At 35.9% G+C, this 13,005-nt stretch carries 14 protein-coding genes; 13 read left to right on the top strand and 1 reads right to left on the bottom strand.

What is annotated here, in order from left to right:
* Nucleotides 1–29: 29 nt before the first annotated feature.
* The gene (locus tag ACIQ66_RS05515) at nt 30–338 is read right to left on the bottom strand and encodes a rhodanese-like domain-containing protein (RefSeq protein WP_396211791.1); all 309 of its coding nucleotides are present in this window, start codon (nt 336–338) and stop codon (nt 30–32) included.
* A 119-nt stretch (nt 339–457) separates the two neighbouring features.
* Here ACIQ66_RS05515 and ACIQ66_RS05510 point away from each other — a divergent pair, with 119 nt between their 5' ends.
* The 13 genes from ACIQ66_RS05510 (at nt 458) to paaZ (ending at nt 12,852) form a co-directional block, all read left to right on the top strand.
* A complete protein-coding gene (locus ACIQ66_RS05510) occupies nt 458–1,027 on the top strand; it encodes a TetR/AcrR family transcriptional regulator (protein ID WP_396211790.1) in 570 nt (189 codons plus the stop codon).
* Between the two features lie 135 nt (nt 1,028–1,162).
* The gene (gene paaE / locus ACIQ66_RS05505) at nt 1,163–2,236 is read left to right on the top strand and encodes a 1,2-phenylacetyl-CoA epoxidase subunit PaaE (RefSeq protein WP_396211789.1); all 1,074 of its coding nucleotides are present in this window, start codon (nt 1,163–1,165) and stop codon (nt 2,234–2,236) included.
* A 343-nt stretch (nt 2,237–2,579) separates the two neighbouring features.
* Nucleotides 2,580–3,536 (top strand): 1,2-phenylacetyl-CoA epoxidase subunit PaaA, encoded by a 957-nt coding sequence (gene paaA, locus ACIQ66_RS05500; RefSeq protein ID WP_396211788.1) that lies wholly within the window; start codon nt 2,580–2,582, stop codon nt 3,534–3,536.
* An 84-nt stretch (nt 3,537–3,620) separates the two neighbouring features.
* A complete protein-coding gene (gene paaB, locus ACIQ66_RS05495) occupies nt 3,621–3,902 on the top strand; it encodes a 1,2-phenylacetyl-CoA epoxidase subunit PaaB (RefSeq protein ID WP_298177646.1) in 282 nt (93 codons plus the stop codon).
* A gap of 91 nt (nt 3,903–3,993) precedes the next feature.
* Nucleotides 3,994–4,746: a 1,2-phenylacetyl-CoA epoxidase subunit PaaC gene (gene paaC / locus ACIQ66_RS05490; RefSeq protein ID WP_396211787.1), complete on the top strand. Its 753-nt coding sequence runs from the start codon at nt 3,994–3,996 to the stop codon at nt 4,744–4,746.
* A 92-nt stretch (nt 4,747–4,838) separates the two neighbouring features.
* Nucleotides 4,839–5,339 (top strand): 1,2-phenylacetyl-CoA epoxidase subunit PaaD, encoded by a 501-nt coding sequence (gene paaD / locus ACIQ66_RS05485; RefSeq protein WP_396211786.1) that lies wholly within the window; start codon nt 4,839–4,841, stop codon nt 5,337–5,339.
* A 96-nt stretch (nt 5,340–5,435) separates the two neighbouring features.
* Nucleotides 5,436–6,221, top strand: a complete 786-nt coding sequence (locus ACIQ66_RS05480; RefSeq protein WP_396211785.1) for an enoyl-CoA hydratase-related protein — start codon at nt 5,436–5,438, stop codon at nt 6,219–6,221.
* A gap of 153 nt (nt 6,222–6,374) precedes the next feature.
* Nucleotides 6,375–6,731 carry a four helix bundle protein gene (locus tag ACIQ66_RS05475; RefSeq protein WP_396211784.1) on the top strand — a complete coding sequence of 119 codons (357 nt, stop codon included), beginning with the start codon at nt 6,375–6,377 and terminating at the stop codon, nt 6,729–6,731.
* Nucleotides 6,732–6,745: 14 nt separating this feature from the next.
* Complete coding sequence (locus tag ACIQ66_RS05470) at nt 6,746–7,957, top strand: 3-hydroxyacyl-CoA dehydrogenase NAD-binding domain-containing protein (protein WP_396211783.1); 1,212 nt, start codon at nt 6,746–6,748, stop codon at nt 7,955–7,957.
* 17 nt (nt 7,958–7,974) lie between these two features.
* Entirely contained in the window at nt 7,975–8,352 is a 378-nt protein-coding gene (locus ACIQ66_RS05465) for a four helix bundle protein (RefSeq protein ID WP_396211782.1), read from the top strand.
* A 1-nt stretch (nt 8,353) separates the two neighbouring features.
* Nucleotides 8,354–8,779, top strand: a complete 426-nt coding sequence (locus ACIQ66_RS05460) for a PaaI family thioesterase (protein ID WP_396211781.1) — start codon at nt 8,354–8,356, stop codon at nt 8,777–8,779.
* Between the two features lie 284 nt (nt 8,780–9,063).
* A complete protein-coding gene (pcaF, locus tag ACIQ66_RS05455; protein ID WP_396211780.1) occupies nt 9,064–10,272 on the top strand; it encodes a 3-oxoadipyl-CoA thiolase in 1,209 nt (402 codons plus the stop codon).
* A gap of 84 nt (nt 10,273–10,356) precedes the next feature.
* Nucleotides 10,357–12,852: a phenylacetic acid degradation bifunctional protein PaaZ gene (gene paaZ / locus ACIQ66_RS05450; RefSeq protein WP_396211779.1), complete on the top strand. Its 2,496-nt coding sequence runs from the start codon at nt 10,357–10,359 to the stop codon at nt 12,850–12,852.
* Nucleotides 12,853–13,005 lie beyond the last annotated feature (153 nt).

The raw sequence follows: 13,005 nt of genomic DNA, 5'->3' as shown, positions 1-13,005 counted from the left end.
CAAAAACCAATAACTATTTAATCAATAAACTATAATTTATTTTCCAAGCTTTGCCATCCTCCACCATTCATACAGTCAATTCCGTTGCTTTTTAAAATTGAGTTTGCTTGCGCACTTCTCATTCCGCTTCTACAACAAACGATAACAGGTTTTTCTAACCTTTTAATTTCATTAACTTTCGAAAAAATGGTATCTAAAGGAATGTTTTTTGAGTTCTTAATATGACCTTCTCTAAACTCGCCAACTGTTCTTACATCAATAATAACAGCGCCTTTATCTATATAGTCTTTAACACTTTCCGATTTTCCGCCTAAACCCAACATACTTAATAATCCCATATTTTATATTTTTAATTTGTTTTCTATTTCAGATTTTCACAGCAAAATTAATGGTATACATACTATAAAGTTGTAACAAAAGTTACCCAAGTCAAAAAAATCTTTATATTTGAAATCGTATGAAGATTACTGATAGAAAAACCGAAATTGTAAATGTATCCGCAAAACTTTTCAAAGAAAAAGGATATAGTGCTGTAACTATGCGTGACATCGCTCAGGCTATGGATATCAAAGCCGCAAGTCTTTACAATCATATCAAGTCCAAACAAGAAATTCTAGTTTTAATCATCATCGAAATTGCCGAAGAATTTACTTCCGTAATAGAAGAAATCCTTGCATCTAATGTCATAACCATCCAAAAAATCGAACGAGTTATCCAACTTCACATCGATATTACATTAAGAAATTCAGATGCACTAGCTTGTCTAAACAACGATTGGATGCACTTAACCGATGATGATTTAATTTATTTCATCAAAATGCGAAACGACTATGAAGAGAGTTTCCGACAAATAATCAAAACCGGAATAGCCAACGGAGAAATAAAAAACCTAAACATCGAAGTCATAATTTTCTCAACACTGTCAACATTGCGAACACTCTACCTTTGGTATGGTAAGAAAAAAACAATCAAGCCAGAAGTGTTAAAGGCAAATATGATTCAGGTCTTACTAAACGGAATTGTTTAAAAATCTTTCAATCCTTCAATCAATCTCAAAATCCTTTAATCTTTAAAATATTACAACGTTTTCGTAACATATTAAAATTTTCACTAAATTTGCATAACAAACTAACAAGTGTTAGTTAAAAATTATTCAGTGGTTATGTCAAAATTTCATAGCATAAAAATTGCCGATATTTACAAGGAAACCAAAGATTGTTCCGTACTTTCTTTTGAAATCCCGCAAGAATTAAAGCAAGAATTTCAATACAAACCAGGACAACATCTCACGCTAAAAGCTACAATTGACGGTGAAGATGTCCGTCGTTCCTATTCATTATGTTCCTCTCCAATCGAAGATAAATGGAAAGTAGCCGTTAAAAAAATCAATGGCGGATTGTTCTCAACCTTCGTAAACGAAACGCTAAAAAGTGGTGATATCCTAGAAATAATGCCACCAAGCGGAAAATTTAATGTAGAAATCGATACCCAAAAAGCCAAAAATTACATAGCATTCGCAGCTGGAAGCGGTATCACGCCAATTCTGTCAATCATAAAAACACATTTAAAATCTGAGACAAACAGCACTTTTAAATTATTTTATTTAAATCGTTCCGTAAAATCCATTATCTTTAAGGAAGAAATTGAACAACTTAAAAACTTGTATTTCAATCGTTTCGAAATTTTTCATTTCCTAACTAAAGAACATCGAGCATCCGAATTATTCAACGGAAGATTTACCAAAGAAAAAATTCAGGTTTTAATCGAAAAAATAATCGATATTCCAGCAACCGACGATTGTTTCATCTGCGGGCCAGAAGAGATGATTTTCTTATTACGCGACGAATTAACCGCTGCCGGATTAGATAGCGATAAAATACATTACGAGTTGTTCACTTCCGGAATTTCCGAAGAAGACAAAAAACGTATTCAAAGAATTGTAGAAAATAAAGTAAACGGAACCGACATCACCATCATCGACGGCGGAAAAGAATTCCATTTCGTGATGGACGAAGCCTACGATAACATTCTCGATGGTGCATTAGCAGCCGGAGCCGATTTACCATTTGCCTGCAAAGGCGGCGTATGCAGCACGTGCAAATGCAAAGTTTTAGAAGGCGAAGTCGAAATGAAAGTCAATTACGCACTCGATGCACACGAAGTCGCAAAAGGATTGGTTTTGAGCTGTCAAGCTGTCCCAACAACCGACAAAGTAGTAGTCGATTTTGGCGTTTAGGAGCGAATGGTTTAGGCATTTTTGAAATCCATTTTCCTGCTTTCCTTCCAAATCTCGCTAAAGAAGCGAGGCTTTTCCCTCCAATCAGGGCTAGAAAGCAAACGAATTGAATAAAATTTAGAAATATAAAACAACACTATCTTAATGAACCTTAATAGTTCGAAAGAAAAAAATATAATTTGCGAATTTGCGGTAAAATAATAATCAGTTTAAATCTGTATAATCCGTTAAATCCGTGGCAAAAAAATAAAACAATAATCGTTCAAAGTTACTGCAAAGTAAAATATTACGGCGACTGAACACCTGCCTACCGCAGGCAGGCTGAACACTAATTCAAAAAAGTATGTCAGAAAAAGAAGTAAAAAATTTAGAAGAAATCTTCGATGCACGAATTGCAAGAGACGAAAAAATCGAGCCCAAAGATTGGATGCCCGAAAAATACCGTCAAACACACATTCGTCAAATTTCCCAACACGCACATTCCGAAATCGTAGGAATGCTACCAGAAGGAAATTGGATTACTCGTGCACCATCGTTAAAACGTAAAGTTGCACTTTTGGCCAAAATTCAAGACGAAGCCGGACACGGTTTATACCTATATTCTGCTTGTGAAACTTTAGGCGTATCACGCGAAGAATTATACGAACAATTGCATTCAGGAAAAGCAAAATACTCGAGTATTTTCAATTATCCAACACTAACTTGGGCCGATATGGGCGCCATTGGTTGGCTAGTTGATGGTGCAGCTATTATCAATCAAGTGCCTTTATGTTCAACTTCTTTTGGACCATACGCTAGAGCAATGGTTCGTGTTTGCAAAGAAGAAAGTTTTCACCAACGTCAAGGTTTTCAAATTATGATGACCTTAGCAGAAGGAACTCTAGAGCAAAAAGAAATGGCGCAAGATGCCTTAAACCGATGGTGGTGGCCATCATTGATGATGTTAGGACCATTAGATGCCGAATCGGTTCACACCGAGCAATCAATGAAATGGAAACTGAAACGTAAAAGCAACGACGATTTGCGTCAACAATTTGTAGATCAAACGGTTCCTCAAGCTAAAATGATTGGTCTAACCATTCCTGATCCAGATTTAAAATGGAACGAAGAAAAACAATCTTATGATTTTGGCGAAATGAATTGGGACGAATTTTGGCAAGTAGTAAAAGGCCACGGACCATGTAACAAAGAACGTATCTCAGCAAGAGTTAACGCTTGGGAAAAAGGAAAATGGGTTCGTGACGCTGCAATGGCATACGCCGAAAAACAAGCAAACAAAGAAGTAAAACAAGCAATATAAATTAGGTGTTAGGTATTGGGTAGTAGGTCTTAGAAGGTTCCTACAACCTACAACCTATAACCTACAACCTATAACCTTAACACTATGAAAAACTGGCCACTTTGGGAAGTATTTATAAGAAGTAAAAACGGATTAGAACACCGCCATTGCGGAAGTTTACACGCAAGCGATGCAACAATGGCATTAGAAAACGCACGCGATGTTTACACACGACGAATGGAAGGTGTAAGTATTTGGGTTGTTCCATCAGCACAAATCACAGCATCAAATCCAGACGACAGCGCCGAACTTTTCGATCCAGCAAAGGATAAAGCTTACCGTCATCCAACTTTTTACGAATTGCCAGACGAATTAAAACACATGTAATTAGGTCATAGGTATTAGGTTTTTGGTATTAGGAAAAAATGAATGTCCTACAACCTACAACCTACAACCTACAACCTACAACCTTTTCAAAATGAAAAACAATTTAATTCAATACATATACGGAATTGCAGATAATTCTCTAATTCTAGGACAACGTCTCGGTGAGCTTTGCGGTCACGGTCCAAGTCTAGAAACCGATATCGCAATGACCAATATTTCACTAGATTTATTCGGTCAAGTTCGAAGCTATTACCAATATGCAGCTAAATTAATCGGAGGCGATGCCACAGAAGATACAATCGCTTTCCTAAGAAAAGAAAGAGAATATAAAAACGTTTTGTTGGTCGAACAGCCCAATCAAGATTTTGCCAATTCCATTGCTAGACAGTTTCTGTTCGATGTTTATCATTTATTGTTATTAGAAGAATTGCAAAACAGCAAAGACGAAACATTATCTGCTATTGCCAAAAAAAGCATTAAAGAAGTTTCGTATCACACAAGATTTTCTTCCGATTGGATTAGAAGATTAGGAGACGGAACCGAAGAAAGTCATAACAAAATCCAAACCGCTATCAACGATTTATGGATTTTTACAGACGAACTTTTCCATCAAACTGATGCCGATAAAGCAATGGTTACAGAAGGAATTGGAGTAGATGTAACACTATTAAAAGCAAATTATTTTAAAAAAATAAACGAAATTTTAGAAGAAGCAACATTGCAAATTCCAATAATAGAATACTTCCAAAAAGGAGGAAAAAAAGGGATTCACAGCGAACATATGGGATATCTTTTAGCACAAATGCAATATATGCAATTAGCTTATCCAAATATGAATTGGTAAACGATTAACGATTGTCGATTTCTGAATTTTGATTTCTGAATTTTTTCACTTCAAAAATCAGCAATCGTTAATCTTCAATCAAACAAATCTTTATGACAGAAACAATAGGACATATCGACCAAAAACTATTCGAAATTCTCGAAACAGTTTCCGATCCAGAAATTCCAGTATTATCAATAATGGAAATGGGAGTAGTGCGTTCTGCCAAAATAAAAGATGAAATTGTAGAAGTTCAAATCACACCAACCTACAGCGGTTGCCCAGCAATGGATGTAATTGGAGATGACATAAAATTAGCATTCAAACAAAAAGGCTACGAAGCCAAAATAGAACTAATCCTATCGCCAGCATGGACAACCGATTGGATTACTCCAAAAGGCAGAGCAGCATTAGAAAAATACGGAATTGCTTCACCATTATCAGAATCAGCTGATAAGGAAGCACTTCTTGGAAATAAAAAAGTTGTTAAATGTCCGCAATGCGGTTCATTCAACACAAAATTGGTAAGTCAATTTGGTTCCACAGCATGCAAAGCATTTTTCCAATGCGAAGATTGTTTAGAGCCATTCGACTACTTTAAATGTTTAAAATAATAGGATTAACGATTGCTGAATGTTTATTTTTGATTTATGAAGTTTAAAAGTTCTAAAATCAAAAATCGTTATTCTTCAATCTTCAATAAATAAGGTATGAGCAATAATTCAATAGAACTAAAAATTGAAAACAATGTCGCGTGGATTTCACTCAACAGACCCGAAGTTTTCAATAGTTTCAATCGTGAAATGGCGTTTCTGTTACAAGAAACTTTAGACAATTGTGAAAACGATACATATGTACGTGCAATAGTAATTACCGGAAACGGAAAAGCATTTTGCGCCGGACAAGACCTAAAAGAAGTAACCGACCCAGAATTAAATCCAGGTTTCAGAAAAATATTGGAAGAACATTACAATCCAATCATCCAAAAAATCAGAAACATCGAAAAACCAATTATTGGTGCTGTAAATGGTGTTGCAGCTGGAGCTGGAGCAAACATCGCTTTAGCTTGCGATATAGTTGTAGCTTCTGAAAATGCATCGTTCATTCAAGCCTTCAGTAAAATCGGATTAATTCCAGACAGTGCAGGAACATTTTTCTTACCAAGATTAATTGGTTTCCAAAAAGCAACTGCTTTAATGATGTTAGGCGATAAAGTTTCAGCAGTAGAAGCTTTAAATATGGGAATGATTTATAAAATTTTCCCTACCGGATTATTCGATGAAGAAGTAATGACTTTAGCAACCACTTTAGCTCAAATGCCAACTAAAGCAATCGGTTTAACCAAAAGATTATTAAATCAATCCATGACAAATAATCTAGAACAACAACTAGCTCTAGAATCAGATTTACAAATCGAAGCAAGTTCATCCAACGATTACAAAGAAGGAGTAACCGCTTTCGTAGAAAAAAGAAAACCCGAATTCAAAGGGAATTGATTAACGATTAAAGAATTTTGATTGTTGATTTTAGAAAAGAACAATAAAAAAATTAGAAAATATTTAACTATGAGCATAAGTAACGATTTTTGATTTTAAAGATAATAAAGTTCAAAAATCAGCAATCGTTAATCAACATTCAAATAAATCATTATGAAACCAATAAATTTAGAAGATAGATTAATTCAGTTTGCAGTTGATGTAATTATAATGTGTAAGAAAATTGATAAATCTTTTGCTTCTGAACATTTAGCAAAACAATTAATTCGTTCTGCAACTTCCTCTGCTTTAAATTATGGAGAAGCTAGAAGTGGAGAATCAACAAATGATTTTCTTCATAAAATGAAAATTTGTTTAAAAGAATTGAGAGAAAGTTTTATCAATATGAAAATCCAAAAAGGAGCTGAATTAGTCACTGATATTGATTCATTAAATAAATTGTTAAAAGAAAATGATGAGCTAATTTCAATTTTTGTTTCAAGTGTAAAAACGGCTTCTTCAAAAAAATAGATGTGTATTTTAAAATGGACGAAAAAAATCAAAAATCAGCAATCGTTAATCAGCAATCGTTAATTAATATTGCAATAATAGGTTCAGGAACAATGGGAAGTGGCATCGCACAGGTAGCCGCAACAGCAGGTTGTGAAGTGAAAATTTACGACACCAATCTCGATGCGCTTGCCAAAAGCAAATCCAATCTCGAAAATACGCTATCGAAATTAGTCGAAAAAGCAAAAATAGACGAGCACGAAAAATCCCGAATCGAAAATAATATTTCCTACGCACACACATTAGGTGAATTATCGCATTCCGATTTAGTCATCGAAGCCATAATTGAGAATATGGAAATCAAGCGAAAATTATTTTCAGAATTAGAAAATTGCGTCTCGCCCGAAACCATTTTAGCATCCAATACGTCTTCTTTATCAATAGCTTCCATTGCTGCTTCTTGCCAAAAACCAGAACGCGTCATTGGAATTCACTTTTTTAATCCAGCACCATTAATGCAATTGGTTGAGGTAATTCCAGCGGTTCAAACCAGCGAAGAAGTGCTTCAAAAATCAGTACAAATTATCTCCGATTGGAAAAAAGTAGTTGCCGTTGCAAAAGACACACCAGGATTTATAGTAAACCGTGTTGCAAGACCTTTTTACAGCGAAAGTTTACGAATTTACGATGAAGGTGTTGCCGATTTTGCAACAATCGATTGGGCTTTAAAAACCATCGGCGGATTCAGAATGGGGCCATTCGAATTAATGGATATGATAGGTCATGATGTAAATTATATCGTAACAGAAACCGTATTTACAGCATTCTATTTCGACCCAAAATTCAAACCATCATTCACACAAAAACGACTATTGGAAGCCGGATTTCTAGGAAGAAAATCAGGTCGAGGATTTTACAATTACAATCAAGATTTACCTGCTCCAAAAGAAGATTCTGTTTTAGCAAAAACCATTTTCGAAAGAGTAATTGTAATGCTTATCAACGAAGCAGCAGACACATTATTTTTAAATATAGCATCAGCCAAAGATATTGACAACGCTATGACCAAAGGAGTAAATTATCCAAAAGGATTACTAGCATGGGCAGACGAACTAGGAATCAATTGGTGCGTAGATAAACTAGACGAACTCTACAACGAATACCACGAAGACAGATACAGATGTAGTCCAATATTAAGAAGAATGGCTAATAAAGGTGATAGGTTTTTTGAGGTAGTAGGTGTATAGGTAGAAAAAGATAAATTATGGAATCAAAATTTCATTTTATATTTGAAGATTTGTTAGTTTACCAAAAAGCAATGCAATTTGGTGAATTGATTAATATTCAAGCAAAAAGTTTTCCAAAAGAAGAAAGATATGAATTAACTTCACAATTTAAAAGAGCAAGTGATTCTATAGCTTTAAATATTGCAGAAGGTTCAGGAGGAACAGATAAACAGTTCTATAATTATCTTGGAAACGCTTGGCATAGTGCTCACGAATGTGTTTCATGTAGTTCAAAGGCCTATCTAAGAAATTATATTTCTGAAGAAACAAACGAATTAAATAGACAAGTTCTATCAGAAATCACAAAAATGATTAGCAGTTTAAGAAGTATAATCGGTAAACGAATAAATAGTTAGTATGTCAGACCTAAAACCTATCCCCAACCACCTAATACCTCATAAAATGTTAAGTCAAGATGCTTATAGCCAATGGCTAGGCATCGAAATTCTCGAATGCGAAATCGGTCGTTGTAAAGTCGCTATGACGGTTCGCAAAGAAATGCTCAACAGTATGTTCAAAGCCCACGGCGGAATCACCTATTCGTTGGCCGACACCGCTTTCGGATTCGCAGCCAACACACACGGTAAATTTTCCGTTTCCATCGAAACCTCAATAAATCACATCGAAGCCGTAAACGAAGGAGATTATTTAATAGCCGAATCAGTAATAGAAAAAGTAAATAACAAGTTAGGATTCAATATAATAGAAGTAAAACGAGGTGATGAATTAGTAGCGCTTTTCAAAGGCGTTGTCTATCGCACACAAAAAGATTGGGAAGAATAAGATTAACGATTGAAGAATATAGATTTTTGATTTTTGAAGTTTCATAAAGCTCTGCAATCAAAAATCGTTAATCAACAATCAAATAAATCATTATGAGCGAATGGCTCGGGCATTTTCAATAATGGCAATTCCTGCTTTCCGTTCCAAGTCCCGAAAAAATCGGGAGCTTTCCTCTCCAATCAGGGCTAAAAAGGAAATGTATTGAATAGATAATAAAATAAAAAACAAATATAAGTTCAAAGTTGAGCAACCTACAACCTAGAACCCACAACCTAAAACCTAAAATGGAAGCATACATCATAGACGGAGTAAGAACTCCAATCGGAAGTTACCAAGGAACACTAGCATCGGTTCGTCCAGATGATTTAGGAGCATTGGTCATTAAAGCCGTAGTAGAAAATAATCCAAACATTCCAAAAGAAGCTTACGACGATGTAATCATAGGTTGCGCAAATCAAGCTGGAGAAGACAATCGTAATGTGGCTAGAATGTCATTATTGTTAGCAGGTTTACCATATTCTGTTCCAGGCGAAACCGTAAACCGTTTGTGCAGTTCAGGATTATCAGCAATAATTCATGCCAATCGTGCCATAAAAGCAGGTGACGGACACATCTTTATAGCAGGCGGAATAGAAAATATGACACGCGGACCATTAGTAGTTTCCAAACCATCATCAGCTTACGGAACCGATTCTAAAATGTATGACACCAGCTTCGGATGGCGTTTCATAAATCCAAAACTACACGAAATGTACGGTACTGATGCAATGGGTGAAACAGCCGAAAATTTAGTAGAAAAATACTACATCACTCGTGAAGATCAAGATGCGTTTGCTTTAAATAGCCAACAAAAAGCAACAGCAGCACAAGCTTCAGGAAGATTAGCGAAAGAAATTGTAACGGTTGAAATCCCACAACGAAAAGGCGATGCAATTCAGTTTTCAAAAGACGAATTTATAAAATCAAATACGTCAATGGAAGGTTTATCTAAATTACGACCAGCTTTCAAAAAAGACGGAAGCGTAACTGCCGGAAACGCTTCAGGATTAAATGACGGAGCTTGTGCAACAATAATTGCATCAGAAGAAGCTGTTAAAAAATACAACCTAAAACCATTGGCTCGAATAGTAAGTTCATCGGTAGTAGGAGTAGAGCCAAGAATAATGGGAATTGGCCCAGTAGAAGCCACCAAAAAAGCATTAGAAAAAGCAGGTTTAACACTAGATCAAATAGATATTATAGAACTAAACGAAGCCTTCGCAGCCCAAAGTATAGCGTGTATTCGTGAGCTCGGATTAAAAGACAACGATCCAAGAATAAATCCAAACGGAGGAGCAATTGCAATCGGTCATCCACTAGGAGTAACGGGAGCAAGAATCGCTTATTCAGCAGCTTTAGAATTACAACTAAAAGGAAAAAGATATGCATTAATAACAATGTGCATCGGTGTTGGTCAAGGATACGCAGCAATTATCGAACGCGTAGTTCAATAGCCATTGGCTTTAGCCAATGAAAAAAATGAAAAAAAAGATTTTTATTTTAATATAAAAGCTCCGTAGGAGCGACATATTGGTAATATGAACAAAACACAACATTACGTACAAGGAAAATGGACTTCTGCTACAGGAGAAGGAAAACCATCTTTTGATGCAATAACCGGAGAATTCATAGCAGAAACTTCTGTTGAAGGATTAGACATTCCAGCCATTTTACATTATGGAAGAACAAAAGGCGGTGAAAAATTACGCAAAATGACCTTCCAAGAACGCGGTAATATGCTTAAAAGTTTGGCGATGTATTTAACCAAACGCAAAGAAGCATTTTACGAAATTAGTTATAAAACAGGTGCCACTCGCGTCGATTCATGGATTGATATCGAAGGTGGTTTCGGAAATCTTTATGCTAATGCGTCTTTAAGAAAATTATTCCCAAATCAATCGTATCACGTAGAAGGCGATCCAATCGATTTGTCAAAAGGTGGTCGATTTATGGCGCATCATATTTTGGTTCCAAAAAAAGGAGTTGCCATTCACATCAACGCTTTTAACTTCCCAATTTGGGGAATGTTAGAAAAATGTGCCTGCAATTGGATGGCAGGAATGCCAGCTGTAGTTTTACCAGCACCAGTAACAGCCTATTTAACAGAAGCAGTTGTTCGTGAAATTATAGCATCTAATATATTACCTGAAGGCGCATTACAATTAATTTCAGGAACAGCTAGAAACATTTTTGATACTGTAGAAAGCCAAGACGTAATCACCTTTACAGGTTCGGCAGCCACAGGAAGATTACTGAAATCACATCCAAGAATACTACAAGAATCAGTTCCGTTTACAATGGAAGCCGATAGTTTGAACGCATCAATTTTAGGAGAAGACGCAGTTCCAGGAACGCCTGAATTTGATTTATTCATAAACCAAGCTCGAAGCGAAATTACCGTAAAAGCCGGACAAAAATGTACAGCAATTCGCCGTATGATTGTCCCAGAAAAATTAATGGATGACGTTCAAGCTGCTCTTTCAAATTCTTTAGATAAAGTTGCAATCGGTGACCCAAGATTGAAAGAAGTCCGAATGGGCGCATTGGTAAGCAAAGACCAAGTTGATGTTCTAAAAGGAAGAGTTCAAGAATTATCAAAATCTGCCAAAATAGTTTATGGCGATTTAGAAAAAACCAACATAATCGGAGCAGACGAAAAAGGTGCTTTCGTGAGTCCGATTTTACTTCGTGAAGACAATCCGTTTACCAATTTAGCCGTTCACGAAACCGAAGCATTTGGACCAGTTTCAACCATAATGCCATATGAAAATTTGGATGAAGCTATCGAATTAGCTCAAATGGGTAAAGGTTCGTTAGTTTCATCAATTGTTACAAATTCTGATGAAATAGCCAAAGAATATGTAGTAAATGCAGCTTCACACCACGGTAGAATTTTGGTTCTAAATCGTGAAAATGCCAAACAAAGTACAGGTCACGGTTCGCCATTGCCATTGTTGGTTCACGGTGGTCCAGGTCGCGCTGGTGGCGGCGAAGAAATGGGTGGCGTTCGAGGAATTAAACATTATATGCAACGTTGTGCCATTCAAGGTTCGCCAACAACTTTAACTGAAATCACCGGAATTTATCAAGCGAATTCGGCTTATAAAGAAATTACACAACATCCATTTCAATACCATTGGGAAGACATCCAACCTGGAATGTCATTGCGAACGCACAACAGAACGGTTACAGATACCGACATTATCAATTTTGCCAATATCACTTGGGATCATTTTTACGCACACACCGATATTACTTCGCTTGACGGAAGTATATTTAAGAAAAGAACGGCTCACGGTTATTTCATTTTGGCCGCCGCGGCAGGATTGTTTGTTTACCCAAATAAAGGTCCGGTAGCAGCCAATTACGGATTAGAAGAATGCCGTTTCTTGCGCCCAATTTACCACAACGACACGGTTTATGTGCGTTTAACCTGCAAGCAAAAAGTAGATAGAGATGTCGCGTCAGCAGAACATCCAAGCGGAATTGTAAAATGGTTTGTAGAAGTTTTTGATACCGAAAACGAATTGGTAGCAGTAGCAACAATTCTAACAATGGTTCAGAAAAAACAAGAAGTTTTCGTTGAAATGACGGATGAAAAAATAACCGAATGTTTGAATAAACTTACCGAAAATTCAAAACCAAGTTGGGGAATTTTAACGCCACAGCATTTGTTAGAACATTTGGAACAAGGCTACCGAATCATGTCAGGAGAAATTCAGGATTTCGAAATCGTAACGCCCGAAAAGATTTTGGATAAAGTCCATAATTCGTTATATAATTATGACAAATTTCCAATGGGAACCAAGTTTCCAACGATGAAAAAAGATGAATTAGAAGATTTAATTCATCCTGATTTTGAAACTGCCAAAGCCAAATTTTTCGAAGCCAGAGAAAATTATAAAACATTTTTCAAAGAAAATCCAGAAGCGATTTTAAAGAATATGGTCTTCGGAGAAATGAATAAATACGCCTCTTATCTGTTAGAAAGAAAGCATTTGAACCATCACTTTGAACAATTTAATATTTTATAGAATAATGATTAGAAGCTAATCCTGCTATCCGCTATATCTTTTCCTTTTTAAAGAAAAAAGAAAAAGGATGCCGCTACTATCAGGGCTAGGAATATAGAATAAAAAAGAAAATCAGCGTAAATCAGTTTAATCTGTGTCATCCGCGTCCAAAAA

Source organism: Flavobacterium sp. (genome assembly GCF_044377315.1).
In the GTDB taxonomy this organism is placed as follows: Bacteria; Bacteroidota; Bacteroidia; order Flavobacteriales; family Flavobacteriaceae; genus Flavobacterium.
The sequence above is the reverse complement of the archived record's forward strand: the minus strand, read 5'-3'. Positions and strand labels throughout refer to the sequence as shown.

What these genes read in the sequence shown, in the direction of transcription:
- ACIQ66_RS05515 (WP_396211791.1), bottom strand. Translation starts at nt 338, where the DNA reads ATGGGATTATTAAGTATGTTGGGTTTAGGCGGAAAATCGGAAAGTGTT.
- ACIQ66_RS05510 (WP_396211790.1), top strand. Translation starts at nt 458, where the DNA reads ATGAAGATTACTGATAGAAAAACCGAAATTGTAAATGTATCCGCAAAA.
- paaE (WP_396211789.1), top strand. Translation starts at nt 1,163, where the DNA reads ATGTCAAAATTTCATAGCATAAAAATTGCCGATATTTACAAGGAAACC.
- paaA (WP_396211788.1), top strand. Translation starts at nt 2,580, where the DNA reads ATGTCAGAAAAAGAAGTAAAAAATTTAGAAGAAATCTTCGATGCACGA.
- paaB (WP_298177646.1), top strand. Translation starts at nt 3,621, where the DNA reads ATGAAAAACTGGCCACTTTGGGAAGTATTTATAAGAAGTAAAAACGGA.
- paaC (WP_396211787.1), top strand. Translation starts at nt 3,994, where the DNA reads ATGAAAAACAATTTAATTCAATACATATACGGAATTGCAGATAATTCT.
- paaD (WP_396211786.1), top strand. Translation starts at nt 4,839, where the DNA reads ATGACAGAAACAATAGGACATATCGACCAAAAACTATTCGAAATTCTC.
- ACIQ66_RS05480 (WP_396211785.1), top strand. Translation starts at nt 5,436, where the DNA reads ATGAGCAATAATTCAATAGAACTAAAAATTGAAAACAATGTCGCGTGG.
- ACIQ66_RS05475 (WP_396211784.1), top strand. Translation starts at nt 6,375, where the DNA reads ATGAAACCAATAAATTTAGAAGATAGATTAATTCAGTTTGCAGTTGAT.
- ACIQ66_RS05470 (WP_396211783.1), top strand. Translation starts at nt 6,746, where the DNA reads ATGGACGAAAAAAATCAAAAATCAGCAATCGTTAATCAGCAATCGTTA.
- ACIQ66_RS05465 (WP_396211782.1), top strand. Translation starts at nt 7,975, where the DNA reads ATGGAATCAAAATTTCATTTTATATTTGAAGATTTGTTAGTTTACCAA.
- ACIQ66_RS05460 (WP_396211781.1), top strand. Translation starts at nt 8,354, where the DNA reads ATGTCAGACCTAAAACCTATCCCCAACCACCTAATACCTCATAAAATG.
- pcaF (WP_396211780.1), top strand. Translation starts at nt 9,064, where the DNA reads ATGGAAGCATACATCATAGACGGAGTAAGAACTCCAATCGGAAGTTAC.
- paaZ (WP_396211779.1), top strand. Translation starts at nt 10,357, where the DNA reads ATGAACAAAACACAACATTACGTACAAGGAAAATGGACTTCTGCTACA.